This is a genomic window from Vibrio sp. THAF190c (assembly GCF_009363355.1).
GTDB lineage: Bacteria > Pseudomonadota > Gammaproteobacteria > Enterobacterales > Vibrionaceae > Vibrio > Vibrio fortis_A.
This window is the reverse complement of the sequence record NZ_CP045339.1, coordinates 478,857-505,312: the sequence shown is the minus strand read 5'-3', so window position 1 is coordinate 505,312 and position 26,456 is coordinate 478,857. Positions and strand designations below refer to the sequence as shown.

The 26,456-nt window shown below is 45.0% G+C and carries 19 protein-coding genes; 12 read left to right on the top strand and 7 right to left on the bottom strand.

Going from position 1 to position 26,456, the window contains the following annotated elements; translation table 11 throughout:
- Positions 1–26 precede the first annotated feature (26 nt).
- Entirely contained in the window at positions 27–1,274 is a 1,248-nt protein-coding gene (locus tag FIV04_RS17285) for an SGNH/GDSL hydrolase family protein (RefSeq protein ID WP_152469878.1), read from the bottom strand.
- Positions 1,275–1,742: 468 nt separating this feature from the next.
- On the opposite strand from FIV04_RS17285, the gene FIV04_RS17280 reads away from it, so the two are divergent.
- The 7 genes from FIV04_RS17280 (at position 1,743) to FIV04_RS17250 (ending at position 12,235) form a co-directional block, all read left to right on the top strand.
- The gene (locus FIV04_RS17280; protein WP_152469877.1) at positions 1,743–2,684 is read left to right on the top strand and encodes a triacylglycerol lipase; all 942 of its coding nucleotides are present in this window, start codon (positions 1,743–1,745) and stop codon (positions 2,682–2,684) included.
- Positions 2,685–2,712: 28 nt separating this feature from the next.
- Complete coding sequence (locus tag FIV04_RS17275; RefSeq protein WP_152469876.1) at positions 2,713–3,585, top strand: lipase secretion chaperone; 873 nt, start codon at positions 2,713–2,715, stop codon at positions 3,583–3,585.
- Between the two features lie 183 nt (positions 3,586–3,768).
- Positions 3,769–5,781, top strand: a complete 2,013-nt coding sequence (locus FIV04_RS17270; protein WP_152469875.1) for a prolyl oligopeptidase family serine peptidase — start codon at positions 3,769–3,771, stop codon at positions 5,779–5,781.
- On the top strand, positions 5,782–7,926 hold the full coding sequence (locus FIV04_RS17265; protein WP_152469874.1) for a TonB-dependent hemoglobin/transferrin/lactoferrin family receptor: 2,145 nt from the start codon (positions 5,782–5,784) through the stop codon (positions 7,924–7,926). It abuts the gene before it with no gap.
- Between the two features lie 9 nt (positions 7,927–7,935).
- Positions 7,936–10,188: a proprotein convertase P-domain-containing protein gene (locus tag FIV04_RS17260; RefSeq protein WP_152469873.1), complete on the top strand. Its 2,253-nt coding sequence runs from the start codon at positions 7,936–7,938 to the stop codon at positions 10,186–10,188.
- Positions 10,189–10,221: 33 nt separating this feature from the next.
- Positions 10,222–11,658, top strand: coding sequence for a DUF1566 domain-containing protein (locus FIV04_RS17255; RefSeq protein ID WP_152469872.1), 1,437 nt, complete (start codon positions 10,222–10,224; stop codon positions 11,656–11,658).
- Position 11,659: 1 nt separating this feature from the next.
- A complete protein-coding gene (locus FIV04_RS17250) occupies positions 11,660–12,235 on the top strand; it encodes a DUF1566 domain-containing protein (RefSeq protein ID WP_152469871.1) in 576 nt (191 codons plus the stop codon).
- A gap of 66 nt (positions 12,236–12,301) precedes the next feature.
- Here the strand turns inward: FIV04_RS17250 and FIV04_RS17245 are convergent, their stop codons facing one another.
- A complete protein-coding gene (locus FIV04_RS17245; protein WP_152469870.1) occupies positions 12,302–13,945 on the bottom strand; it encodes a methyl-accepting chemotaxis protein in 1,644 nt (547 codons plus the stop codon).
- 438 nt (positions 13,946–14,383) lie between these two features.
- Between FIV04_RS17245 and FIV04_RS17240 the strand changes: the two genes are divergently transcribed.
- The 5 genes from FIV04_RS17240 to FIV04_RS17220 all read left to right on the top strand — a co-directional run bounded on the left by FIV04_RS17240 (position 14,384) and on the right by FIV04_RS17220 (position 20,399).
- Positions 14,384–15,205, top strand: coding sequence for a phosphate ABC transporter substrate-binding protein (locus FIV04_RS17240; RefSeq protein WP_152469869.1), 822 nt, complete (start codon positions 14,384–14,386; stop codon positions 15,203–15,205).
- Positions 15,206–15,301: 96 nt separating this feature from the next.
- Positions 15,302–16,231, top strand: a complete 930-nt coding sequence (gene pstC, locus FIV04_RS17235; RefSeq protein ID WP_032550503.1) for a phosphate ABC transporter permease subunit PstC — start codon at positions 15,302–15,304, stop codon at positions 16,229–16,231.
- Between the two features lie 16 nt (positions 16,232–16,247).
- Complete coding sequence (pstA, locus tag FIV04_RS17230; protein ID WP_032550502.1) at positions 16,248–17,111, top strand: phosphate ABC transporter permease PstA; 864 nt, start codon at positions 16,248–16,250, stop codon at positions 17,109–17,111.
- 108 nt (positions 17,112–17,219) lie between these two features.
- Complete coding sequence (pstB, locus tag FIV04_RS17225) at positions 17,220–17,969, top strand: phosphate ABC transporter ATP-binding protein PstB (protein WP_032550501.1); 750 nt, start codon at positions 17,220–17,222, stop codon at positions 17,967–17,969.
- Between the two features lie 285 nt (positions 17,970–18,254).
- Positions 18,255–20,399, top strand: coding sequence for a GGDEF domain-containing protein (locus FIV04_RS17220; RefSeq protein WP_152469868.1), 2,145 nt, complete (start codon positions 18,255–18,257; stop codon positions 20,397–20,399).
- A gap of 106 nt (positions 20,400–20,505) precedes the next feature.
- Here the strand turns inward: FIV04_RS17220 and FIV04_RS17215 are convergent, their stop codons facing one another.
- The 5 genes from FIV04_RS17215 to FIV04_RS17195 are packed head-to-tail and all read right to left on the bottom strand — an operon-like array spanning position 20,506 to position 26,448.
- Positions 20,506–22,155: a BatD family protein gene (locus FIV04_RS17215; protein ID WP_152469867.1), complete on the bottom strand. Its 1,650-nt coding sequence runs from the start codon at positions 22,153–22,155 to the stop codon at positions 20,506–20,508.
- Positions 22,156–22,157: 2 nt separating this feature from the next.
- Complete coding sequence (locus FIV04_RS17210) at positions 22,158–24,092, bottom strand: VWA domain-containing protein (RefSeq protein ID WP_152469866.1); 1,935 nt, start codon at positions 24,090–24,092, stop codon at positions 22,158–22,160.
- Positions 24,085–25,062, bottom strand: a complete 978-nt coding sequence (locus FIV04_RS17205; RefSeq protein ID WP_152469865.1) for a VWA domain-containing protein — start codon at positions 25,060–25,062, stop codon at positions 24,085–24,087. The genes FIV04_RS17210 and FIV04_RS17205 overlap by 8 nt, the downstream gene beginning before the upstream one ends.
- Positions 25,059–25,526 (bottom strand): DUF4381 domain-containing protein, encoded by a 468-nt coding sequence (locus FIV04_RS17200; protein WP_152469864.1) that lies wholly within the window; start codon positions 25,524–25,526, stop codon positions 25,059–25,061. The genes FIV04_RS17205 and FIV04_RS17200 overlap by 4 nt, the downstream gene beginning before the upstream one ends.
- On the bottom strand, positions 25,516–26,448 hold the full coding sequence (locus FIV04_RS17195) for a DUF58 domain-containing protein (RefSeq protein WP_152469863.1): 933 nt from the start codon (positions 26,446–26,448) through the stop codon (positions 25,516–25,518). The genes FIV04_RS17200 and FIV04_RS17195 overlap by 11 nt, the downstream gene beginning before the upstream one ends.
- Positions 26,449–26,456 lie beyond the last annotated feature (8 nt).

Below are 26,456 nucleotides of genomic sequence, written 5' to 3'. Positions count from 1 at the left end.
TCTTTTATCTAAACGGTGTGATGCCTTTAAAAGTCGAAGGTCGACATTGAGTTCATCAGTATATGTGTGGCGATGTATTTGTGAGTTGCCGTGGTTGGGTGTGTTACGCCCCAGAACACGTAGCTGTCAGAGCCGTAAGCTGCACAATCATTTGTTAAGCTGTGGCTATACAGGTAATCCTGAGAGGCGCTGCGATTAATGTCTAAGCAGGCATCTTTTGCGTTTCTGAATCCATGTTTTTGTGGATCACTGGTGATACTCGAGAATAGTGCGTGAGCATCAAAGAGGATCACGTTGTCACCTTTACTTTGATAGTACTCTGATTGTTCCTTGATGAATTGGTTGAACGCGAGAATCTTACCACGAACGGTCTCGATTTCTTGTTCAGTTGAGTACTTAAACTGAGGCGCTTTGGTCGCATCTGGTAGGGTGAATAGAAGAATATTTTTTGCGCCAGCGTCGGTTAGGCGGATCAGTGCGCTGCTGAAATCGGCTTTTACATCAGCCACTTCGCGTCCGTAATTCATAAAATCATTCAACCCGAACTCTAATGTGAACAGGGTGTTCTCTGGTCGATAGTTCTTCGCCATCTTCATGTAAGTAAGATACGAAGTTACTTGATCATAGACGCCAGTGAGAGCGACATATTGATTGGTCCCTGCTGCGCCACCCACAGCCCAGTTATAGAGTGGGACGCCCTTAGCGTTAGCTAGGTATTCAGTCCAAACAAAACCATTCGAGAAGTGACCTAAGAACCAAGAGTTTGGGTTAGGGAAGATCCACTGTGAGCCATTGAATAGGTTGCCTGTGTCTGAAAGGCTATCGCCAAAAGCGACGATTCGGTTGATTTGATTGGCTTGAAAGCCGTGGTCGTTAGTCCAGATGGAGTGGTTGTAAGAGAAGCGATTGTCTGCAGCAAAGTAGGTAATATCGGCTTTGTCGTGTTGAACATCTAATGTCTCTGCACAACGGTGTTTAATCTCTTGTTGTGGGGTCTCGCTGTAGAACATGTTTTTAAAGGAGATTGAAGACCACCAGTAACCGTCAATGGTGTAATAGTCACCGTTTTCTTTTCTAGCCCACTCCCAATCCGTAGCGGGTGAATCGTGGCTTGCATCTGTTCGATACCAGCACCTAACGTAGGTATAGGTGGAATCAGATTGTGTTTGTGCAACTTGCGCTGACGTGATTGACTCTGGAGTCATGGTGTTATCTTGTGCTGAAACCGCACCAAATGGCATCAATAGAGCCAAAACTAACGTTGTTTTTTTCATATGTAGGATCTTTCAATTGAGTGTGAGGAATTGAATAGACCAGTAATCAGTATTGTTTATTGAAAACTGGTCAGACCTATATGTCTTAGTGATGCGTTTTGGTCAATCCATTTGATTTTATAATTTTCTCTATCTGGTACTAAGATCCATTTTTCAACGACAATCTGTCTAAAAAACAACCTTGTCTTGTTCGCTAAACCTCATTTTTACTGATTGCGAATGTATGGACTTTTACTTTAATTCAATAAAAAACAATGTCTTAAATATAGAAGTGTCATTAAGGCTTCTGAGTTCTTAACAGAGGCGGAATCGTAGGAACTGTACTCCTGTGAATGAGTGGTTGATGTTTAATTTAGATGTTGAATGGTCGTTATTGCTCACGATTCTTAATTTATAAATTTCTACTTTTTGAATTCCTCTCCTAGCTTTTCAACTCATCCGAGGTCTAATTAGTTAAGGAGAAAGACGTTGAAAAAGATGATGCTGATAGCGGCCCTTTGCGTGGGAAGTGCCAGTGTGTACGCTGGAACGAGCACCGCGCCACTGGAACATTCAGGGTACACGCAAACACAGTACCCAATTGTGTTGGTACACGGGTTATTTGGTTTCGACACGTTAGCTGGTGTCGATTACTTTTACGGTATTCCCGAGTCTCTAGCGAAAGATGGGGCCAAAGTTTATGTCGCTCAGGTCTCTGCGACGAACAGCTCAGAGGTGCGAGGAGAACAGCTTCTTGCTCAAGTAGAAACCATTATCGCCGTTACTGGGGCTGAGAAGGTTAACTTAGTTGGTCATAGCCATGGTGGTCCTACAGCAAGATATGTAGGCTCGGTGAGGCCTGATCTTGTAGCATCGGTTACCAGTGTCGGTGGGGTTCATAAAGGCTCTAAAGTCGCGGATTTAGTGCGAGGCAATGTCGCAGAAGGATCCATTACTGAGTCGATTGCAGTTAAGTTGGCTGGTGGCCTAACCACATTGATTAACTTACTTTCAGGCGGAAGCGATCTTGAACAAGATGGGCTCGCTTCATTAGAAGCACTCACGACTGAGGGCTCTCTAGCATTTAATCAGCATTACCCGGAGGGTGTACCGACATCGGCGTGTGGAGATGGCGAATGGCAAGCGAGCAATGGTGTCTATTACTACTCTTGGACGGGATCGTCGACCTTTACCAACTTGCTCGACCCTACGGATGGAGCCATGACAATTTTAGGTTTAGCGTTTGATGGTCCTAGTGATGGTCTAGTGGGGACTTGTAGTGCTCATTTAGGTCGTGTGATTGGCGACAACTACAAAATGAATCATTTGGATGAAATCAACGGGACGTTAGGGATCCACCACCTTTTTGAAACAGACCCTGTCACTCTCTATCGTCAACACGCCAATCGCCTCAAGCTGGCTGGTTTATAAAGCTGATCAGTATTAAAGGAGTTAATCGATGAAAAAGGCCACACTGTTACTGATATCAATGATCGCTGTAGGTAGTTTCAGTGCGGTCTTTTACCAAGGCCAATCACGAGCGCAAGCCGTATCGGCAAAGCACCTCAAGAGTGAATCTCAAAGCGACACAGAGATCGACCAAAGTTCAGCCAAAGATACGATGGATTATTTCATGGCTGCAATGGTTGATATTGACCTCGATCAGATCAAAGAGAATGTCTCCGACTTCAATAATATCGCTCCTAATAGCGTGATAGATGATCGATTATTTGAAAAATATTTGGAGTACAAATCGGCACTAGAACAGATAGATTTTTCGAATAATTATTCTAATTTAAGCATTGAAGAGCTGACAGAGTTACACGAGCTGTTGATGGATCAACAGGCCTATCACTTTACTGTGAGTGAACAAGAGTTGCTATTTGCCCATGAAAATCGAATGCGCGAGCTAGCGATTGAAAAACTAAAAATGAGGCAAGAATATACTGACCCAATTGAATTTGAAAAGCAGTGGCTCGAGGCATTAACTCTTCAACCTGAGTATGTTCAACAAACGCAGAAAAATACTTTAACCTTAACCCAGCTTAGTCACGCAAACAGTTTAGATAACCAGCAAAAATACCTCAATCGAGTAGAGATTGTCGGCGAAAGTGCTGCACAACGCTTAAGTGCATTAGACGCCCAACGTGAGCAATTTGATAGTGATTTCCAACGGTTTATCACTCAAAGAGAGACGATACTTGATAACCCAAATTTGAGTGCAGATCAGCAAGCACAGGAAGTTGCTTTGTTGAGAAACGATCTGTTTACCGAGCAACAGATAAAGCGAGTAGAAGCGCTAGAGCGAATTCATGATAGTGAAAAAAACTAAAGTAATCGCTTAACACCCTTAAAATGAATAGTTAGACAGAATAATAAACCAGTAAATCTAGTCAATCGAGCACAATAATTGAGATTCATATCACCAAATTGTGAAAATGATAATTGATCTCATTACCATTTGAGTGCAGTATACGCGAAATTTATTAAATTGGCGTATGGATTTATTGGGTTTATGAAAACGTGTTGCCTGCTTGTTTTAGCAACTTTAGTTTCAGGAAGCGTGACTGCTGCGGATCAGTTCTCTTGGTTGAGAGACGATTCTAGAAGCAGTGAGCGCGTATTGGGTTATCTCGAGAAACAGAATGAGACGACCGACGCGTATCAGAAGACCTTACAAAATGAAATCGACTCGCTGCAATCCATGTGGCGAGAGAACCGACCGCAACCTTCAGAGAAGCCTTGGCGAGAAACTAATGGCGTAGAATATGCTTGGAATGACTACACACTGTTGTCGCGCGCACCAAGCAGTGTTGGTGTGACAACTGTCATTTTCGATGCCAAACATCACGCTGATCAACACGAGTATTACCAAATTGGTGGTTGGAAACTAAGCCCTGACAATTCCTTACTCGCTATTGCAGAAGATCTTGATGGTTCTGAACAGTATCAAATCAGCATTGTTGAGTTAGCGACCAATAAAATCACGCGCCTTATCACTGGTGTTGAGCCATCTATCGTTTGGTCGAATGATGGGAAATCGCTGTATTTGGTAAAACAGGAGCCAAAGACACAGCGGCCACATACTTTGATCAATAAGTCATTGAAAAGCGGAGTTGAGACATCGCTTTTTCAAGAACATGAAAATGCTTGGCTGCTTTCAACATACCTAACAAGCGATAGAAATTTCGCCGTTGTCCAGAGCAACAGCGACAACAGCAGTGAACAACGCTTTCTCGATCTTAACACTGGTGAGTTATCACCACCCATTCAACAGCGCCAAGAAGGCATTGAATACTATGCAGATCGTTTTGCCGATCATGTGTATATCAATAGCAATCACCAACGCAAAAATTTCCAGATCTATCGTGTGAGTCGTTCTGATTTAATGAACATAGAGGCTTGGCATTTATTTGGTGATTTTGAAGCGGATGAGGCAATCAACAACTTTCACCTATTCCGTTCAGGTGTCGTGGTTCAAACCAATCTGCAAGGTAATCAAAAACTGCACGTCTTTGATGAAAGCGACAAGCTGATAAAGATTGAAAACGTAGCTCGTGAAGGTGGCGTCGCTTGGGTAAGCCAAGTGGGAGACTACAACAGCAATAAGCTACATATCCGAAGTATGTCTATGATCCAACCGGGTCTTTGGGAACGCTTTAATACGCTAACGGCAACTCGTGAATCGATTGGGCAAGATGTTTATCCAAATTATCAAGCAGACATGTATGTTACCCAAACTCTGAATATTGAGAATGATGGACATGCTGTCCCAGTGACGCTCGCTTACCGAAAAGAACTTCTTAATAAGCAGAGTCCGGTAGTCCTATATGGGTATGGCGCTTATGGAGTCACAATGAAGCCATACTTCATGCCACAAACTATCAGCTTACTCGACCGTGGCGTGATCTACGCTGTTGCTCATGTCAGAGGCGGAGGTTTTAAAGGTGAACAATGGTATCTTGCTGGTAAAGGCCTAAACAAATCGAACAGTATCGCTGATTTCGTTGCTGCAGCTAGAGCACTTCAAAACTTTCAACAAGGCGAACGAGCTATCTTGGCAATGGGGTCAAGTGCTGGCGGCACCTTAGTGGCAGGAGCCTTAAATGAAGCTCCTGAAGAATTTGCTGGCGCGTCCCTTAAGGTCCCATTTGTTGATGTGATCAATAGTATGTCGGATGAGATGTTGCCGTTAACTGCTCAGCAGTATGCCGAGTGGGGTGACCCTCATAAAGAGTCTGAACTGTCAGTCATGAAGGCTTATGACCCATATTTCAATCTTTCCAAAGCCGACTATCCACCTGTTTTAATCAGTGTTGGCCTAAATGATCGACGGGTTCCCTATTGGGAAGGCGCTAAATATCAAGCCAAGTTGAAATCTTTGACGACAGGAAGTGGCCCTTATTTGCTGTCGACCAATTTTAGTCAAGGTCATTCGAGTGACAGGCGGCAGTCTTTATCACAACAAGCGTTCGAATACGCATTCCTATTATCACTTACGCATAAAAATACTAAAGCGGAGCAGTAAATGAAGCTTTCACCCCTATCAGCGGCAGTACTGAGTGTACTTGCTGCCAACGTCGTGCACGCCGAATCCGAGGTTTTCGAGTTTGAAGAGGTTGTGGTTACCGCGAATAAAATCGAACAACCCCTATCTGAAGTGGCTGGATCCGTTGCTGTTATCGATGGTGAACAGATCGAAAAAAACGGCGCGACTGAGCTTTATGATGCAATCAGAAATGAACCGGGTGTTAGCGTGAGTGGCGGGGCTGGTCGACCTCAGAATATTACTATCCGTGGTATGACAGGCAACCGAATTTTAGTGGTTAAAGATGGAATAAAGTCATCAGATGGTTTTGGTGCAAACGACATTAACGACAAAGTAGGCCGCAACTCGTTTGATCTTGCGGACATCGACAGTATTGAGATTGTCAAAGGCGCGAGCTCTTCGGTTCATGGTTCCGGGGCTATTGGCGGTGTTGTCGTTATTAAAACTAAACAACCAGGGGATTATCTTAAAGATAGCGACTTTTACAGTGACGTGTCGGGTACTTACACAGGGGTAAGCGATAAATATCGAGGTTCAACGAGGCTTGCGTATCGCACAGGAAGCTTTGAAAGCTTGATCAATCTGGCGTACTGGGAAGGTGGAGAAACGCGTAATTTTGAAGAGAACTTGTACAAACGCGATATTGATGGTGTTAGCGGCGCGTACACATTGAACTACTGGGCTCAAGATGACCTTATGTTCAAAGCCAAAGTCGATTACTACAAAGAAAATCTCAGTAGGCAAGCGGGCGAAGCGAAAATTCAAAAAGATGGCAAGTGGAAGACTGAAGAGTATGATCAACAAACCTATACTGAGTCTTACACAGCTTACGTGGGGGCAGAATATTTCCCAACAAACTCTTGGTTTGAAGAACTCGATACAAAAGTTTATTGGCGCAATACTGTGGCCGATGAAGCGACGAATGCACTGATTTCGCAACAGCAAGGTAACATTATTGCATTTCGTAGATTGATCGATGATCGTCATTTCACAGATGAAGTTATCGGCGCAGAAGCAGATTTTATCAGCTCTTTCTCTGGCTCGGGTTTCAGTCATACACTCTCTTATGGCGTGAGCTTCGATACTACTTTTCATGAGCGTCCAAGTAATTCCGTAATCCTAGATTGGAATGGTCTTAACCAGAAAGATGCGAAACCTTTTGCGTCTGCACGCTCTTATGTTTTTGCTGCGCATCTAAGAGATGTAATTGAAGTAGATCGTTGGACGATTACAGCGGGTGCGCGTGTTGATGTCCACCAAATTACCCCAGACTCTGAAGGTACGATCGAAGGCTATAAGTTAAGCGATAAGACAACTGGTGAATTTTCACCAAGCTTGTCTGTTTCTTACGAAATCACCGACTCTTTGAACTCATACGTTTCCTATAACCATGGTTTCCGAGCTCCTACGTACGACAAAATTTATGGCTATCAAAACCACGATTTTGTGCCGATTACACCGTTTGAAATTATTCCTAATGAGGACCTCGATAAAGAGACCAGCGATTCATTTGAATTGGGGAGTAAGTTCGATAATGGTCAAACAAAGTTATATGCAGCCGTATTCTATCAAAAGTTTGAAGACTTCATCGATATTAAGCAAATATCGTCCGCTCCTGATACAACCAACAATGGAATGCTCTATAAGCAATACCAGAATATTAGCGGGGTCGAGACCTATGGTTTTGAAGCGACAGCAGCTCAACGTTTAAATGAATTTTGGAGTGTTACTACCAAACTGGGCTTTGTTGATGGTGAGGATGATGAAGGCGAGAAGATCCGTACATTGACACCATGGGAAGGAAACGTCGCACTGAATTACGACAAAGAATCTCTTTCTGCTTACACCATGCTTAATTGGGTGCAAGCTATGGATGACGTTCCGCAATGTCAATCTGATATTGGTTTGGCGGTAGATTGTGCAACAACGTCTGGCTGGGCAACCGTCGACATGGGCGTTAGTTACTCCTGGAACTTTGGGCTAGACGTTTCTGCAAATGTAATCAACTTGTTTGACAAAGAGTACATCCGATACCAAGACGTAGCGGGCATTATTGACTCACACAAGTACTACTCTACAGAGCCTGGACGTTACTTCACTGTACACGCTAAATATCAGTTCTAAGGCAGCATCATGAAACTTAAGCCATTAGCAATATCACTTGTTCTCGCATGCGCTCCGATCGTTCAGGCTGCTGAGTGGGACTACCCTTCAGCTAACGTTGTACTTAACGATCAAGCGGCAGTCAAAAGCTACCTCGACTCCAATTACTCTGAGTTTGGCGATTTTGTCTTTCGTTACAAAACAGAGTCGCAGTTAGGCGAGCATTTCAATTTTAATGTTTGGGTCAACGGTGAATATCAGCCGCAACGTACAGTTGTTGTAACCACCGATAAGACACAGCGCATCGTGCGCGTGTTTAAAAGTTTTGAAGATACGATATTAAGATCGGGTGTACCTACTGTTGCTGCTGAATTAGAAGCGCCGCGCTCTCTTGAAGCGGATGCGCCTCCAGCACTGAACTCGGGGAACTTGGTGAATGTCGATGTATATCTATTTGATCCCGATTTAAGAACCATGCAGCAACAGGAAGCGCCTGCATCGACTTGGTCATTGGTTTCAGAATACCCCCAACCAATCGAATATGTAACTAAGTCTATTGAGGTTCTGCAATCCGGTGGTAACTATTATCTGTCTAATTCAAGGCTGAACCAGGTTGATATTACAGCCTTGATCACTGTGCCCTCTGATGGAGGAGAACCGGTTCGAGATACTTCCGGTTTCTTGAGTCCAGAAGGTGTTCAATCGTTCGATAGCGTTGAAGCCATTGAAAATGTGCGTTTTGGTGATGATGCTTTTCCGCAGATTATGGCTTTCTATCACCTTGATACGTCTTTGAAATATCTAGAAAGTTTGTCATATCAATTGTTTGACGACCCGTTGCGCTTTGATGGAAGAGGGTTATCTCTAGATAACTCATCATACTATTACGGTCCGAGGGTGGTCACTTTTGGTATCGGCGGCGCTTCACCAGATGCTGTTGATTCAGATGTTGTCTTACACGAACTTGGACACGGTATTCATTACCAAGCCGTACCGGATTGGGCTTACGGTCATACTGGTGCTATCGGCGAAGGTGTCGGTGACTATTGGGCTGGTAGTGCGAGCTATCGTACCCAGTACTTAGACGCGTCTCGCCGTGGACAAGAATTCGAACTGGATACCGTGTTTAACTGGGATGGTTTGTTTGGTGTTCGCCGCACTACTCGTAGTTTGTGGAATCAGCGCGCGCGCTACTTTGAACGAGCAGAATACCCTGCCCACGTGAGTGTGGGAGGGGAGCTGGGTGACGAGCTTTGGTCAACTCCGCTTTTCCAAGCTTTAAAAGCTGCTATAGAGCGTTATGGTGATGGCACAGATAGCGTTTTTCGCGAGTTCGACGCCATTGTTGTTGAAGGACTTTATGGTGTCGGTCGTGGCGTAAAAATGCATGATCTCGCTGAGTCGACGGTATTTGCTGCTAACGCACTGTTTCCAGACAAAGAGTATGCTCAATTTCTTACTGATAGCTTCAATCAACATAACTTATTGAAGCCTCCTTTTGTGGTTCGTCATGATAAACGCTATATCAGTGAAGGCGATGATGTCACTGTTCATTTGGCACAAAATGGTCGCCAAGCCACGGTGAAAGGTCAATGGCGACTGAATAATGAGTCGGTTTTCGACATTGATCAAACTGTGTCTGATTCATCAAGTATGAGCGTTTCATTACCTTCTAACTTGGCTTGTGGCGTGCAATTCGATTCTGAAATCTCACTAGACTATCAATTTGGTGCAGAGCTAAAAACGCACCAGTGGGTAAGCAGCACTAAGTTGGTTAATGGTCTTCCAAAGTTAACCACACAGCCAACCGCGTCAAACTCAACGCTTCCAGCGCAGGGTGACAAAATTTATGTTCAAACCTTATCGGACAAAGAAGCAAAGATCGATGACACCTTTGCTGTCTATCTGAATATTGAACATGCCTCGCTTGACGATCTGCATGTCAAATTGGTGTCTCCTCAAGGCAAGTCGGTGGTGCTACTTAATCACCAATCAAGCAGCAGTAATGGTTTTAAAGGTTATTTCACAGCTCAATATGACGACGAGTTAAAAGAACTTGTCGGTGAACCGAGCTGGGGAACTTGGCGCCTTGAAGTTTCTGATCGTGTTTCAGGAAATTCTGGGGTCTTGAAAGAGTGGGGTGTGAGTCACTTTGCTCGATATCAGTGTAACGCTGATGCCACTAATGAAAGCAGTAGCGGTAGCTCAGGTGGTAGTGGTTCACCTTTGGGTTTGATTGTCCTGCTAATGCTATCAATGGTGAGAGTGATTCGCTCTCGATAAGCCACAAACTATTAATTAAAAGAAGATAAATCTATGAAGTTACAATATTCTTTCATTGCTGTATCGCTTGCCCTTGCTGGCTGTGGCGGTAGCTCTGGTAGTGACGCAGCAGCGGCGCCAACTTACGATGTTGCTGGTACTATTCGTTCCCAAGGTTCCCTGCTTGATACTCCTGTTTGTATTGATTTAAACCAAAACTTCGCATGTGATAGTAACGAACCAAGTGCGAAAAGTGACAATACAGGTCAATTTACGCTGACTTCGACAGACAAAAACATTTTGAATAGCACTATTCTTGCGGAAGTCGATGCTGGTTCGAGCAAAACACTGCGTATTGCCGCTCCGGGCCAAGGTTTAGCATCGGGTAACTCTATTAATGCAGTTACTACTTTGGTTGCTAGTCTGGTTATTGATGGTGAAACGGTCGCCCAAGCCGATGAAATGGTCAAAGAACAAGTAACAAGTGCGGGTGTCTCGCTAACCGGAACAGTGATGTCTGATCCAACGGTAAATGAGCTAACCAACCTTGAGCAGAATACCACTGCGCTACTTACTGAGATGAAAGTAGAAGAAATGACTCAAGGTGTCGCTCTAGTTGCTAAGAAGTTGAGTTACGAAAATAAATCTCTTGTTTCAGGTTTACTATCAGCGGCTGAAACTACGGCATTTACTCAAGAGCTATCTCTTGTTGCTGCTCAAACATCAGGTTCGAACGACACAGGTGCAGTACTGTACTTTGCCGATGGTGCTAGCGATGTTGCAGACGCTCAGACCGATTTCCCAGGTCAGGATGCCGAGTATGGATTTGATAAAGATGACCTTCAAACAGCAACGGGTGCTGGTTTCAAGTTCGTGAAGCTTGATGACAAAGGTGCAACACTAGCGGCGGATGCAACTGAATGGTCTTGTACTTTAGATGAGAGAACGGGACTTATTTGGGAAAACAAGAGTGCCGATACTAACTCAGTACAGTTTAAGGACCGTACGTTTGTCTATGAGTCAGATACCTTTGAACCATACTACGAGGATGTAGCTGTTGTTGGTTGTGTTGCCGCGGGCGACAACATCTGTTCAACAAGCGAATATGCATTACACATTAACCAGCAATCTCTATGTGGCGTTAGTGATTGGCGCTTACCTACTTATCAAGAGTTTTACGATGTCTTGGATCTAGGCGAGACCGAGAAAGATGCTGACGACAATGTTTATGGTTTGAACTACGCGTACTTCCCTCAACAAGGTCTAGGAAGTCCTGACGTTGGAACAGGTGCAGTTTGGCTGGATGACTTTAGCCATGTGAACTACTCAGCTTATAACTACGATGGCGGGATTCAGTTCGCTGTAATCGCAACTAAAGGTGCGGATCGCGGCTATGTTAGTTTTGTTGAGATCTACTCTGATAAAGTTGAGCGTGATAGCGGTACTTCATACCAATTTCCAATTCGTCTAGTTGCAGTTAAAGGACAGTAAGATGAAAAAACTAATTTCCGTATTATCTCTAGCGTTAGTTTCTCAAACGGCTTTTGCTGCTCAAGAGTGTTCTGTTGATTTTTCTAAATCTGCACCTAACACACGATACACCTACTCTGATGCTGGTATAGTGACAGACCTTAAAACGGGTCTAACTTGGATGCGTTGCCCGGTAGGTACAACTTGGGACAAGACTAGTGAAGCATGTACTGGTTCAGCTGATAAAGTGACATGGCAGAGTGCGCTTCTTACTGCAAAACAGATTCGTGATGAAGATGGCAATCATGCATTACATGATTTTGGCGGTAAAAAGAACTGGCGACTGCCGAACATTAAGGAGCTTGTGGCACTGACCGAGCGAGCATGTTACGGACCAGCCCTGAACGGCACTGCATTCGCAAGTGGCTATGAGTTAGAATTGGGTGACTATGCTGGTTACATTTGGAGTAACACACCGAATGGTGATGGCGCTAATGTAATGGTATTCGATTCCGTGAATGGTGAAGTATACAACTGGAACCCTCTGGAATCTTCCAATGCATTTTCTGTTTTACTGGTAACCGATGAAGACAAGTAAACTGAACTTAATGTAAAAGCACCGCCAATATGGCGGTGCTTTTTTATGTAAACATTTCTCTATTGTCTACACCTTAAAGTAATTCAGTGCCTGCTTTTGTCTTTCCGATAGACCAGACAGTTCATGAGCAGCAGCTGCCGATTGAGTAATGCCAGTTACATTTTGGCTTACTAGTTCGTAAATGGTGCTCAGGTTATTGTTGATGTCTGAAGTAACCTGTTTCTGCTCTTCAGAGGCTGTTGCCACCTGAGTGTTGATGCTATTTAGGTCAGCAATCGCGTTGTTGATGTCACTTAAAGAGCCGCTTACCTTTGTTGCTAATACTTGGTTATCTTCAAGCATAGCGAGGCTTGAGTGCATGCTCTCATTCGCTTGGCCAGATTGAGTCTGTAGCTCTTCAATAATGGTCTGGATCTCTTTAGTCGACTCTTGAGTTCGAGCTGCAAGCATACGAACCTCATCTGCTACTACTGCAAAACCACGGCCGCTTTCACCTGCACGAGCCGCTTCAATCGCTGCGTTTAGTGCCAGTAGGTTAGTTTGCTCAGAGATACTTTCGATTACTTCGATGACTTTACCAATCTGTTCTGATTGATCCTTAAGGGAAGTCACAACGTCTGCTGCTTTGTTTAGTTGGTCAGCCATCTTTTCACTTGCACGGGTGCTCTCTTCAAACATGTTTAAGCTTTGCGTTGTGAGTTGGCTAGCTTGGCTTGAAGCATTGTCAGCTTGTTGAGCGTTGCTTGAAACTTCTGTTGCCGTCGATTCCAGTTGGTTAATTGCCGAGGCTACTTGTTCCACTTCTTGCTTTTCTTGATCAGAGTTGACGCTAGATTGAGTCATTACTGCAGCAAGCTCTGTCGAAGCTGACGCCACCTCAATACTGATGCGAGACAATGAACCGACGGTTTCACGAAGTTGGTCAACGGTTTGGTTTACGTCTTGAGCAAGGTGAGTGATCTCGTTGTCGCCTTCAGCCTTTGCTTTCACCAATAGGTTGCCTTTAGCAACTTCACGCATGGTTTTTTGAAGCTCACGGATAGGTTTAACGATCACACCTGCCAGAGTCCAGCTGATGATCAGAGCGATAGATAGAATGACGATAAGACCGATCTTCGCTGAAGTTAACGTAGTGTCATGTTTCGCACCGTTTGTCTCAACCTCTTGTAGAGCAATGTGGTTGAGCTTTTTAGATAGGTCATTGATCGCTTTTACCATTGCATTACCAGCGTTTCGATATTGAACAATGGCGGTTTGGTATTGAGACTCAAAGTTGTTCGGCGGGAAACCATTACTGTGCTTGATTTTCAAAAGAGGGAGCATGGTATGTTGAGAGAAGTCGACATAATGCGTCATCGCTTTACGAAGGTCTGCCACTTCATTTTGCAATCCATCAACGGTGCTTAAAGAGTTAAGTAGTTGGTTGTTGGCTTGGAATTTCTGATTGAGGACATCCATTAAAGTCCGAATGTCTTCTGGATTAAACAGACTGTAAATAGCTTTAATACGCATACCATAGCTATTGTCGACGATGTCGCTCAGTTCTTCTTTATGGACAATCAGGTTGTCTGTTGCTGTAGAAACGTCTTGGAAAGCCTCTTCAAGCTTCTCTCCTCCTATAATGACTCCGGCGAGCAGTAGAACGACGGAGAAAAGTACGGGGAGTAAAACTTGCATTTTAATGGATAAGCCATTGAGTAACTGGCGCATGAATAGGTCCTCTTGGTAATGCGTAATTGAGAATTGTTCTTATTTGTTATATTTGAAACTGAATTCTAACTAATGAGACTGATACTTCAATCAATAAAAGATTACATTTTGTTATGTGCGAGCCATGTTGAATTACATTTAGTAATTAATATGCTGATTGATTACTCACTTATATTGATAGTTATTGTGAGTCGTGCGACATATTACAGAAATGAAATAAAGATATGTAGGATTAATTTACGAATTTATAAATAAAAAGAGTCTTGTGGAACAAAGAGTTAGCAAAGTCACTCTAGAAGGTGGGAGGAATAGAAATACAAAAATTGCAGTTGTCATATAGGCTTCAATTTACTGAAACACAACTGTCATATTCGAAACTTAAAGTGAGCACCGTTCAAGTAAAACACAACGGCAATAACGCCACTTAAGGAAATTGTGATGAAAAAGACAGTTATCGGTGCAATGGCACTACTAGGCGCACTAACAGTGAATACAGCTTCAGCTAAAGAAACTATCTCTGTAGTTGGCTCTAACAGTGCTTCTCCACTGGTTGAAGTTTTTGCAGAAACATACATGAATAAAGGTGAAAATGTTTTCATCGAGATTCAAGCTCCTGGCTCATCTGCAGGCATCAAAGCAGCAAAAAATGGAAGTGCTGACCTAGGTATCTCTTCTCGTGACTTGAAAGCTGAAGAAAAAACAGCTGACCTAAAAGAGCTAGTTATCGCTCGTGACGGTATCGCGGTTGTAGTTAACCCAAGCAACGAAGTATCTGCACTAACAGCAGACCAAATTACAGCAATCTACAAAGGCGAGATCTCTAACTGGAAAGACGTTGGCGGTGCTGACAAGCCTATCGTAGCAATCACTCGTGATACAGCTTCTGGTACACGTGGTGCATTCGAAGACATCCTAAAGCTTAAGAAAAAGATTGGTGACAAGAAAGTATCAGCAATCTCTCAACGCGCTCAAGTTGCTAACGGTAACGGTGCTCTTAAGGTATCTGTAGCAAGCAACCCATACGCAATCGGCTACATCTCTCTAGGTACTGTAGACAACTCTGTTCAAGCTCTAACTATCGACGGCGCAGCAGCAACAGTTGATAACGTTAAGAACGGTTCTTACAAAGTAGCTCGTCCTTTCCTAGTTCTTTACAAAGATGGCGCGCCATCTTCTGAAACTCAGAAGTTCCTAGACTGGATGGTAGCTGACGAAGCTCAAGCTATCTCAGCTAAGAAAGGTTACATCACTGTAAACTAATCTGAATTTAATCAAGACTTTAATTATTGCTCAGCCTGCCTTTAGGCTGAGCCTTTTCTTTCAGCTTTGTCGTCCACAAAGCATGAGATTTTAAATATGACCATCGCACATAGTGAAAAGCTTATGAATACTGAAGCTACACAAGTTAGTAAGCCGAGCCTACGTACTAAAAAGCGTATCGACTGGAAAGAACGCATTTTCCACGGTTTATTCTTAACGAGTGCTGTAATCGGCATCGTTTCACTGGCAGTAATCGCTTATTTTATCGTTGCAGAGAGTATTCCTGCATTTCAAGAGGCTGGCGTCTCTGGCATCGTTCTCGGTGTAGATTGGCTACCACCAGCGCTATTCGGTGTTGCAACCATGATTGTTGCTTCTATCGTTTCAACATTAGGCGCGGTTGTAGTAGGTGTACCCGTTGGTGTTTTAACTGCTATCTTTATCGCTGAAATCGCACCAAAGCGCCTTGCTGACATTATCCGTCCAGCAGTTGAGCTTTTGGCAGGTATTCCTTCAGTGGTATACGGCTTCTTTGGCCTTGTCATTATTGTTCCAATGATTCAGAACATCTTCTCAGTACCAGCGGGTAACACTATCCTAGCGGGTATCATTGTTCTGGGTATCATGATTCTACCAACCGTTATCACAGTATCTGAGACTTCAATTCGTGCGGTACCTCGTACCTACAAAGAAGGCTCTCTAGCACTTGGTGCTTCTAAGATCTTTACCATCTTCAAACTTCTCGTTCCTGCTGCTCGTTCGGGCATTATGACAGGTGTGATTCTGGGTATCGGTCGTGCACTTGGTGAAACCATGGCAATCATCATGGTTATGGGTAACGCCCCAGCGATGCCTGAAGGCATTTTAGACTCAGCTCGTACACTAACAGCAAACATCGCGATTGAAATGTCATACGCAAGTGGTGTTCATGCTAACGCTCTGTACGCAACGGGTGTGGTACTTCTAGTGTTCATCATGATGCTAAATGGTGCTCTACTTTATCTAAACCGCGAAAAAGCAAAGTAAGCGGAAGGTGGAAAAAATGGATCGTGTAAAATTAAAGCAGTCTCGCCAGAATAAAGACAATATCTTGAATGCCTTTATTTGGGCAGCAGCGGCTGTCACAGTCGGTTTCCTATTTTGGATCATCTGGTACATCCTTTCTAACGGCCTACAGCACGTAGATTGGAATTTCATTACGGATAATTACACACGTACGGGTACTGAACACGGTATCTTCCCAATGATCGTTGCAACCATCTACATGGTTATCGCATCGATTGCGGTGGCAGCACCATTGGGCATCATGACGGCAATCTACTTAACGGAATACGCGAAAGTGGGTAGCCGTTTAGTGAAAGTCATTCGATTCTGTACTGAATCACTAGCGGGTATTCCATCGATCATCTTTGGTCTGTTTGGTATGACTTTCTTCGTATCGATTCTTGGTCTTGGTTTCTCGATTCTATCGGGCGCCCTAACACTAAGTATCCTGATTCTTCCTGTAATCATCCGTACTACAGAAGAAGCATTGATGGCGGTACCACAAACATACCGCGAAGGTTCTTACGGCCTTGGCGCTTCAAAAATCTACACTATCTGGCGCTTAATCTTGCCTAGCGCGATGCCAGGTATCTTAACTTCGGTCATTCTTAGTATTGGTCGTGTAATCGGTGAATCAGCGCCTGTTTTCTTAACAGCAGGTATGGTGGCGCGTATTCCAGAGTCTCTAATGGATTCCGGTCGAACACTAACGGTTCACTTATATAAGCTAACCACCGAGCTATTCACTATCGATGAGTGGAACCAAGCTTACGGTACAGCGACAGTCCTGATTGTGCTTGTTCTTCTGATCAACATGGTCACAAAACTAATTGCAAGACGCTTTAACACAGCAACGTACTAACGACTCCCGGGCATAGAAAGAGAAATGCCCATAGTACAGGGCTCTAAGGAGAGCCCACTGACAAAGCATCAAGTTAGACACGAATTTAAGAATTTAGAGATTAAGAACATGAACAAATTTGATATTGAAAACCTAGATCTGTTTTACGGCGAAAACCAAGCACTTAAATCTATCAACCTGCCAATCCCAACGCGCCAAGTAACGGCTCTGATTGGTCCATCAGGTTGTGGTAAATCTACACTGCTACGCTGCCTGAACCGCATGAACGACCTAATCGAAGGCGTAACGATTAAGGGTAAGCTGGATATGGATGGCACGAACATCTATGGTGACATCGATGTGGCAGACCTACGTATCCGTGTTGGTATGGTTTTCCAAAAGCCAAACCCATTCCCAATGAGCATCTACGAGAACGTGGCATACGGTCTACGAGCTCAAGGTATCAAAGATAAGAAGCATATTGATGAAGTAGTAGAACGCTCACTACGTGGTGCAGCACTTTGGGATGAGGTGAAAGATCGTTTGAAATCGCACGCATTTGGTCTGTCTGGTGGTCAGCAACAACGTCTATGTATTGCTCGTACTATCGCGATGGAACCAGACGTTATCTTGATGGATGAACCTACATCGGCACTTGATCCAATCGCGACACACAAGATCGAAGAGCTGATGGAAGATCTGAAGAAGAACTACACCATCGTTATCGTAACGCACTCAATGCAACAAGCTCGTCGTATCTCAGACCGAACTGCATTCTTCCTAATGGGTGAATTGGTTGAGCACGATGACACTCAAGTTATTTTCAGTGACCCGAAAGACGACCGTACTAAGGGTTACGTAAATGGTGATTTTGGTTAATTTTAACCTTTGCCATCACCGCGCTTAATATACTGGCATATCACTACAATAATAAGCGATGGACTTTTGCCCCACTGATTCGTGGGGCTTTTTTGTGTATAGAAGAAAGCTATTTTGTCGACGAAATTTTGGGTAGAAAATCCCATTTTTGTAGCGCTTCTCAAGCTTGTGATAAAGGAAAATAGGAAATTGCGAGTCGCTTAACATCTCATTTTGTCTTCGATTGATTGCATATTAAGGCTTAGGTATTTTTGCTACACTCTTACAACCATTGGATGGAACGTCGTGCCAGTAAAAGCCTTTGCAAAACAAATATCTTCCACTCGCGACCACCGTCTTTTGGCTGATTCTCTGTTCGAATACCTATCTCATCTATTGGATCCACATGGTATTGGCATTTTTGTCGAGCCAGCCTCTCTCTCTAATCGCACACCCATGTATCAGTGTGGTGAACTGGCGAGTCTAAACAATTACCCAGCGACTTTTTGGACTTGGGTTTCTCAATTTGATACCGCTGATGGCGTTTTGCCTATGGCGATCAATACCTGTAATTGGGATCATTTCGATGCCCTCGGTGGTGAGTCTTTTATCTTGATGCTAGACAACTGTCCGAGTTGTCGAACCTATCTCATTATTCAGAACTGCGCTGCTGAAAGAGTGAATCAAACCTTCCGTGATGGGGTTGATGTGCTGCAGTTGGCGGCAGCGAGGTGGCAATGTATACGTGCTGAAAAAAATGCCGCAATTGAAATAAAGAATAGAGACACACGTGAAGCGCAGTACCTTGATGAGATTAACCTCAGAGAGCAGTTCGTTGAGAACATGAAGCTAGTGCATCAGGTCGCGTTAGATCTTTCTAACCCAGATTCGTTAGATGCGCTCTATAAAGCGTCGGTTGAAGCGGTTAGAGATCGTCTCGGGTTTGATCGCGCAATCTTCATGTTGCTTGATATGAAGAAGCGCTGCTTTAGTGGCACTTACGGTACCGATGAGCATGGAAAGACCAACAGCGAACACCATACTCAGTACGATCTCCATCAGTTGGAAAGTGAATACATAGAGGCGCTTTCTGACGACCACACCAATTTGGTTATCATCGAACAAGCCCCGCTTTATACCGCAGGCCAAGTGGTGGGGCAGGGTTGGAATGGAATGCTGATCTTGAGGGAAGGGGATAAGCCTGTTGGCTGGATAGCGATGGATAACTACATTAATCGCGCCCCAATAACCGGTTATCAAAAACAGATGTTGGAGTCTTTTGGCTCGCTATTGTCTCAGATCTACATTCGCAAACGCCAAGAGCAGAACATTCGTATGTTGCACTCCAGCATGGTCGAACTATCACGCTGTGACAACGTCAGTGCGGTGTGCAAATCGGCGGTAAGCTTCGCCATTCAACATCTTGGTATTGATCGATTAGCCGTGTTCTTAACCGATAAAGAGTGCTCCTACATGCAGGGGACTTGGGGTACCGATATCCAAGGTAATATTGTCGATGAGTCTTACTATCACTCTGACTTGGTTGAACGTGACATTGTAGCAGCAGCAAGGTCGCGCCCTAACGAAGTCGCTTTTGAAGAGTCTGTGCCTATCTACCATGACTACAATATCGTCGGGGTGGGCTGGACGGCGATGACACTACTGACCAGTAATACTGGTGTGCCGATTGCCTTTATTGCTGCTGATAACTTATTAACGCGCAGTTCATTAACTTCTCAGCTTCGAGAGGTAATACGCATCTTTGCATCGAGCTTGGCTGAAGTGCTGCAAAGAACTATGGCGCAGGAAGAGCTTAAGGAGCTCAATGAAAGGCTAGAGGAAGAGGTGAAAAAACGCACCTTAGAGCTGCAATTGGCTAATGAGCAACTGGATGTTATCTCCAAGTTGGATCCTCTGACGCGCCTCGGCAATCGCCGTATGTTGGCACAGGTATTGGAGAACCTGAATTCAACCCACTTCGAACCAAGCAGACCGAATGAGAAGGTCGTTTTTGGATTGATCTTGCTCGACTTAGATCATTTCGGTTTATACAACAGTGTTTATGGTCATACGGAAGGTGACTCTGCGCTGCGTTCGGTTGGAAAAATTCTAAACGACCATATTCTGCATGAGAATGACACCTTCTGCCGCATTGGTGGCGAAGAATTTATGCTATTGATGGTGGATACTTGTGATAGTGAAACCAAGCAGCGTGCCGACAGTATCAGACGTTGTATTGAAGAAGCGCAGATCCCGCATAGTGAGAGTTCAACCAGCGACTATCTAACAGCCTCAGTGGGTTTTGCCTCGTTGAGTGCGAGCTTGGATTGTCTTGACTTCGACTTACTCTATGACATGGCAGATAAGGCGCTGTATCAAGCTAAAGATCGCGGACGTAATCGCGTGGTCTCAGCATTTGAAAACAGCCAGATAGAGGCGACATTTTATTAGCCAAGCGCTGGCCTATTAAATTAGATGACCGGATAAAAAAGCCCCTGAGTTCTCTCTCGAACTCAGGGGCTTATTAGTTTTTGTGTTTTAAGCTTCTAACGACAAGCTATAAAGCCGTAAGTTGGTCATTTGTTTTTATCGTACGGTTGCGGTTGGCTACATTAATTGCTTCGATGGCTGAATTTGGTGACCAGCCAGCCCCGTCATCCGATTGCGGACCAAATAAGTGCTGGTTGAGTGTGTCGATTTCTTGCTTCACAGTATCAAGGTGCTGCTGTGGAAGATCTGGATTCTCTTGTTGCCACTGACTGAGTTTGGCGCTCGCCATCAGGGCATCTTTTCTCTGAATCGCGTCGATAAGCTCAGCTTGGGTCTCATCTTTGCCGACGACTTTCGGTGTCACTGTGCTCGTTGAACCTTTTTTACGCCATAGGCTTAAGGCAAATACAGAAGTGATTAGCCACAATAAGGCAAAAAGCGCGGTTAGGTAAGGCCAAATACCTGGTTGGTAAGTTGTTACTACTTCAACGTTATTTGGCTTATCTGTTGATGTTGGAGCCTGCACTGGCGCATCGTTATTACCAGTGACGTTTAAGGTTAGCCCTTTAATTTGGCTGGTGGCTTTCTGTTTGGTTTCAGTGTTAAACCAAGCTTGTTCCAGCCCCGGGAGCTCAATCGTACCTGCTGATTTTGGAATCAATACCTGTTTATAGACGACAAGATTGTCTCCAGAGTCAGTTTTGCCAAACTGAGGTTTCTCTTCATAAACACGTACGCTATTTGGGTACTGAACATTAACACTTGGCAACTGATGAGCTTTAATGCCCTTAGCACTCACAGTAATGGTACGTGTTAAGGCATCACCTGCTTCTAGATCTAATTGTTCTGGGGAGCGAGTAAGCCTAGTATCGTTAATGCTCCATACTTGATTGACGTTTAAGTCAGCCGTTGGCAACCAATCACCTTGTGCATCGCCCGGAATGGCTAATACCTCGACTGGCAGCGTTTGAACTGGCGTGTCGAGCTGGAACAGACGTGTCTTGTTTGAGTTGTTAGCAGAGTAGACAACCGCACCTGTCAATTTTGGCCCGCGCAACTTAAACTTACCCGCAGTATCTGACGATATCTCAAAGCTCTGCTGAACAACAGTCACCTCTTTGCCGTGGTATACATCTTGGTACTGTTTTGATTCACCAATAGGTTCAACCTTTAGGCTCGAAGAACTCGGGGGATCAATGCGCGGATCTTGCAAGCGTCTTGGGTCCGCCTTGATGATCAGTTTCACATCTAAAATCGCCACCTCACCGACATAGAGCGAATCTCTGTTCAGGTCGAGTTTGAACTCAGCCATCTGATCTTGTGTCGGTGCGGCTTTGTTTTGAGCGACATTGATTTCAATCGGTTGAGTCTGCGTCCCTTCGATATCAAAGGCTGGAATGGTTAACTTACCCAGTCGCAGTGGTGCTAGGGTGATGGTCCATTCGCTTGAAACGGTGCGGCTACCATTGATGATGCGAATCGAAGAGCCAAAGTTTGGCCTGCCAATGTAAAAGTCATTTTCAAGCGCAGTTAGATCTAATGCGTCTGAGCTGACTTTTTCATCGGTTGAAACTCTTAATAGAAATACTTCGTCTTTAGTAACTTGGTTCTCGCTAACACTAGCAACGGCTGTCGCTGCATAGGCGGTATGGCTACTGAAAATACTTATGATGAGCGCGAACAGCAGCGTTAAAAATGGTGTATGAATACGTTGCATGGTTACCACTTTTTCGATTGGTTATTTGGAGCGCCTTGTTCTTGCGCTTGTAACATCATTTGAGCTCGAAGCAGGCGACTTGGGTCGCGTACACTCTCGACTTGCTCAAGTTTTTTACGGTCTGGGTCTTGCGAGGCTTCTGAGGGTTGAGCATGTGCCATTTGCGGCGAACCTTCGGAATCAGACTCTTGTTGCTGGGCTGAAGTGGGAGTAGCCGAGGCAGTTGAGCCTTGTTTTTCATCCCCCTCGCCAGCTTGAGTTTGGTTAGCATTGCTGCCGCTTGTCTGTGATAGTTCTTGTTCAGATGATGATGTTTGGCCGTCACCACTGTTGTCATTTTGCTGTTGGCTTTGGTTTGCCGATTGCTGAGGTCGTTCTCCACTTGAATCAGAAGCCGATGGTTGTGACTGGCCTTGGGAGCTTGACGAACTATCCTGGCTTTGGTCATTTTCTGCTTGCTGACCTTGCTGACCTTGCTGACCTTGCTGGTTCGCTTGATCTTGAGGTTGGTTCTGATCACCATCTTGCTGTTGCTGTTGCTGTTGCTGTTGCTGTTGCTGTTGCTGTTGCTGTTGCTGTTGCTGTTGCTGTTGCTGTTGCTGTTGCTGTTGCTGTTGCTCCAGAATCTCTAGGTTGCTTTTAGCAAAGGCGTGGTTAGGGTTGTTCTCAAGGATGCGCTTGTACTCGTCGATAGCGGGCCCGAACTTACCTTGTTGTGCGAGCGCATTGGCATGGTTGTAGCGAGCACGTTCCGTATCTAGAGCAGAGAGTGTGTTTTCGGCCTCTTGATATTGCCCTGCTTGATATTGAGCGACACCTTTCCATTCCGGATCAGTAAACAGCTTTGCTGCCTGCTCAAAGTCGCCTTGTTCATAGTATTGATGGGCTATTTGATCATCGGTGAACCAAGGGCTCGCGAATGCTGGGTTTGGTTGAGTAGCCAATAACGCAAAGCCTAGTACGCTCCAAATCACGCCCGGTCGGAATAGCCCTAACGCAGGAAGTAGAATTAACGGCAGTAGCCAAAAGCCGTGATTAACGCGGCTAGTGACACCTTGTGTCGTCTTCTCAACTTCAGCGGTTAGGCTATGAGATTCAATAAACTGGGTAATTGTCTCTATGTCTGAGTTGTCAGCTTGTACCAAAGCAAACGCACCTTGGTTGGACTGGCTGATTGAACGCATGTTACTGATGTCGCTTTTGGCGATTACCGTTTGGCCTGAATCTTGAGTGAGCATGGAACCATTGCTCATCGTGATCGGTGAACCAGCTCGAGTACCAACGGCTAAAACTGACAAGCGCCAAGGTGTACCAGAAAGTAGGTCATTGATCGCTCCTTTCTCATTGTCGTCGATGTCATCAGCGATCAATATCAGATCTCCCTGAGAGACATTGGCACGTTGTAGCATCTCGATACTTCGTTCGACCGCCTTGGCTGCATCAGCACCTTGATAAGGCATAATATCTGGCGACAAGTTAGGGACAAGGTTTGCGATGGTCGCGCTGTCGGTCGTAAGAGGGCTGACAGTATAAGCGTCACCCGCGTAAGCCACCATGCCTGTTACTCCTTCACGCCATTGAGAAAATAGATCCAACGCTTTGTAACGAGCTTGGGTTAATCGGTTAGGTTTCACGTCGGTGGCATACATCGACATTGACATATCCATGATCAAAACTCGTGCTTGCGTTTTTTCAAAGCTTGGGCGTTCGCTGGTACTGAAACTTGGGCCCGCTAGCGCGATGATGGTGATGATCCACCAAACAGAGAAAAGGGATAACTTGCTGCGCGAATTGGTTGCTTTCGCCGGGTCTAAGTACTGCGCGATGTGTGGCGCGAGTAATCCTTGCTTTTGGTTACGGCGCGATAGCATCAAAATCACAGGCAGCGCAAACAAAGCGAGCAACCAAGCTGGATAGATAAAGGTAAAGTTAGACATTGTTTCTCCTAATGACTAACAAAATCAGTGATAAAGCGACAGCAACTGTAAGCGGCCAGTGGAACCACTCTTGCTGTGGATGCCATACCTTAGTTGCGCCTGATATTGGCTCTAAACTATTAATCGTGTCATAGATAGTCGCCAAATCTTGGCTGTCGCGAGCTCGGAAGTATTGGCCCCCGGTTCGTTCTGCTATGTCCATTAATGTTCGCTCATCTAGGTCTTCGGCAGTATTCACCTTACGCGACATAAAAAACTCTTTGACCACCATTTCGCCAGCGCCCACGCCAACGGTGTAAATAGTGGTGTCGAACTTCTTGGCAATATCAGCCGCTTCAAGCGGATCGAGAACGCCAGCGGTATTACTGCCATCACTGAGCAAGATCATCACACGCTGTGGTGCATCACTGTCGACAAAGGTTTTAGTGGCAAGGCCAATGCCGTCGCCAATCGCTGTTTGAGTGCCGATGAGCCTCAACACCGCTTGATTAAGCTGCTGGCTGAGTGTGTTTTTGTCGAGCGTGAGTGGCGTTTGTAGATACGCGTGATCGGCAAACAGTACGAGTCCGACGCGATCTCCTTTGCGTTTATCGATGAAGTCACTGAGCACACGTTTTACTGCCGATAAACGGTCGATGTACTCGCCATTAAACGCCATATCCTCTTGGCTCATTGAGTAAGAGAGGTCTACCACCAACATCAAATCACGGTGCTTAGGTTGAAACTCAACCGGCTCGCCGAACCAGACGGGTCTGGCACTGGCCGTGATTAACATCAGCCATATCAACGAGGCTAGAACTTTAGGTAGGCGAGTGCTAGGCGCTTTACCCTTGGTGTTGCTAGGTAAAAAAGGCAGTGTCAGTGTGTCTGTTGGCTTGGCGGCTGGTGCCAAACGAAGTACAAGCAGTGGTAACGGCAACAGCAAAAACATCCACCACCACACAAATTCAATATTCAATAAACTACTCATAATTGAACTCTCTTCGGTGGCAATGCATGGCGAACCCAATAGATGCAATCATCGATTAGCATGTCGCGTGTTGAGGGATCGATTGGAGCCTGCTCGCTCTGATATAGAGTTCGCTGCCACGCCTCGCTATGGTCAACAAAACGAGGTGACTTTATCTGCGCATCAAGAAATTGATACCACTGTTCTCCCTGCAAAGAGGCGATCGCTTCTCGAGGGAAGTAGCTCATTGCCGCTTGGCGAACTGTTGCGAGCGCCTCTGCGGGTGAAAGCTCAGGGTTCTCCGTCAGTTTGGTTAGAGCGATGTTTTGAACCTTGCGCTCCTGCTTATATTTTTTGTAAAGCATTCGACCAATCACAGCGAGTGCGATGACGGCAATAGCAAGGCACCACCAACCCCAAGCGAGTGGCCACCAATGTGGTGCTTCGGGAGCAATAACGGGGCTGAGGTCTAATTTAGGCGTCATGCTTACCCCCAGAAATTTGCTTCATCAAAGGCTCTGCGCTGGTGATTGAACTATGGGGAATAGCAAGACGTAAGCAGAGGTCTTTGATCTGTTGTTGATGCTCTTCGAAGGCGGTCTTTAGCTTGTTCTTCTCCGCTTTTGAAGAGAAGTTAAACCATTGAGTTCGCTCACCATCGCTGACATGTTTCATGCCTTTAAAACTGGTGTTGCCTTGCTCTAAAGGGTCATAGAAGTGAACAAAACGGATTCTGTTGTGTTGACGCATCTGATTTAGTAGTGAGTAGTCACTATCTTTATAACGATTGAAGTCGCTTAAGAAAATAATGTCGCTGCCTTTAGGACTGAGTCGGTTCAATGACTTGAGTGCCATTGAAAAATCCGTCTGACAAGGAAGCCTAGTCGATTGCACCGACTGGTTATTAATCGCAATCAACTGCTGCAAGATACGTAATGGTGCGTGGTGGCTAGAGCTTGGTTTGATCTCAGTTAGCGTTTGGCCGTCATCGATAACTGCACCTATACGGTCTTTACCAGCAATCGTCAGCCAGCAGAGTTGGCTGGTTAGATGAGCAAGCTGAACCGACTTTAACAATAGAGTCGACCCAAACATCATGCTATTCGACATATCCAAGTAGAGGATGACAGGTTGCTCTCGCTCTTCAGAAAATATCTTAGTATGTGGCTTGCCAGTACGAGCCGTGACGCGCCAATCAATACTGCGAATGTCATCGCCAGCTTGGTATTGACGAACTTCTGAAAAGTTCATGCCTCTACCTTTACTACGACTTTCATGTTGGCCGTTGAGCTGGGACCAAAGGCTTTTTGCGGGTGGCAGCCAACGAATCGCTTGAGCTTTATATTGCAAAAGTTCATCTAAGCTGAGTAACACACCGTTACTGTGCCGAGGGAGTTGCTGATTCATGCTAAAAA

Bases quoted from the DNA above. Each gene is read 5' to 3' on its own strand.
- FIV04_RS17285 (WP_152469878.1), bottom strand. From the start codon at position 1,274: ATGAAAAAAACAACGTTAGTTTTGGCTCTATTGATGCCATTTGGTGCG.
- FIV04_RS17275 (WP_152469876.1), top strand. From the start codon at position 2,713: ATGAAAAAGGCCACACTGTTACTGATATCAATGATCGCTGTAGGTAGT.
- FIV04_RS17270 (WP_152469875.1), top strand. From the start codon at position 3,769: ATGAAAACGTGTTGCCTGCTTGTTTTAGCAACTTTAGTTTCAGGAAGC.
- FIV04_RS17265 (WP_152469874.1), top strand. From the start codon at position 5,782: ATGAAGCTTTCACCCCTATCAGCGGCAGTACTGAGTGTACTTGCTGCC.
- FIV04_RS17260 (WP_152469873.1), top strand. From the start codon at position 7,936: ATGAAACTTAAGCCATTAGCAATATCACTTGTTCTCGCATGCGCTCCG.
- FIV04_RS17255 (WP_152469872.1), top strand. From the start codon at position 10,222: ATGAAGTTACAATATTCTTTCATTGCTGTATCGCTTGCCCTTGCTGGC.
- FIV04_RS17250 (WP_152469871.1), top strand. From the start codon at position 11,660: ATGAAAAAACTAATTTCCGTATTATCTCTAGCGTTAGTTTCTCAAACG.
- FIV04_RS17245 (WP_152469870.1), bottom strand. From the start codon at position 13,945: ATGCGCCAGTTACTCAATGGCTTATCCATTAAAATGCAAGTTTTACTC.
- FIV04_RS17240 (WP_152469869.1), top strand. From the start codon at position 14,384: ATGAAAAAGACAGTTATCGGTGCAATGGCACTACTAGGCGCACTAACA.
- pstC (WP_032550503.1), top strand. From the start codon at position 15,302: ATGACCATCGCACATAGTGAAAAGCTTATGAATACTGAAGCTACACAA.
- pstA (WP_032550502.1), top strand. From the start codon at position 16,248: ATGGATCGTGTAAAATTAAAGCAGTCTCGCCAGAATAAAGACAATATC.
- pstB (WP_032550501.1), top strand. From the start codon at position 17,220: ATGAACAAATTTGATATTGAAAACCTAGATCTGTTTTACGGCGAAAAC.
- FIV04_RS17215 (WP_152469867.1), bottom strand. From the start codon at position 22,155: ATGCAACGTATTCATACACCATTTTTAACGCTGCTGTTCGCGCTCATC.
- FIV04_RS17210 (WP_152469866.1), bottom strand. From the start codon at position 24,092: ATGTCTAACTTTACCTTTATCTATCCAGCTTGGTTGCTCGCTTTGTTT.
- FIV04_RS17205 (WP_152469865.1), bottom strand. From the start codon at position 25,062: ATGAGTAGTTTATTGAATATTGAATTTGTGTGGTGGTGGATGTTTTTG.
- FIV04_RS17200 (WP_152469864.1), bottom strand. From the start codon at position 25,526: ATGACGCCTAAATTAGACCTCAGCCCCGTTATTGCTCCCGAAGCACCA.
- FIV04_RS17195 (WP_152469863.1), bottom strand. From the start codon at position 26,448: ATGAATCAGCAACTCCCTCGGCACAGTAACGGTGTGTTACTCAGCTTA.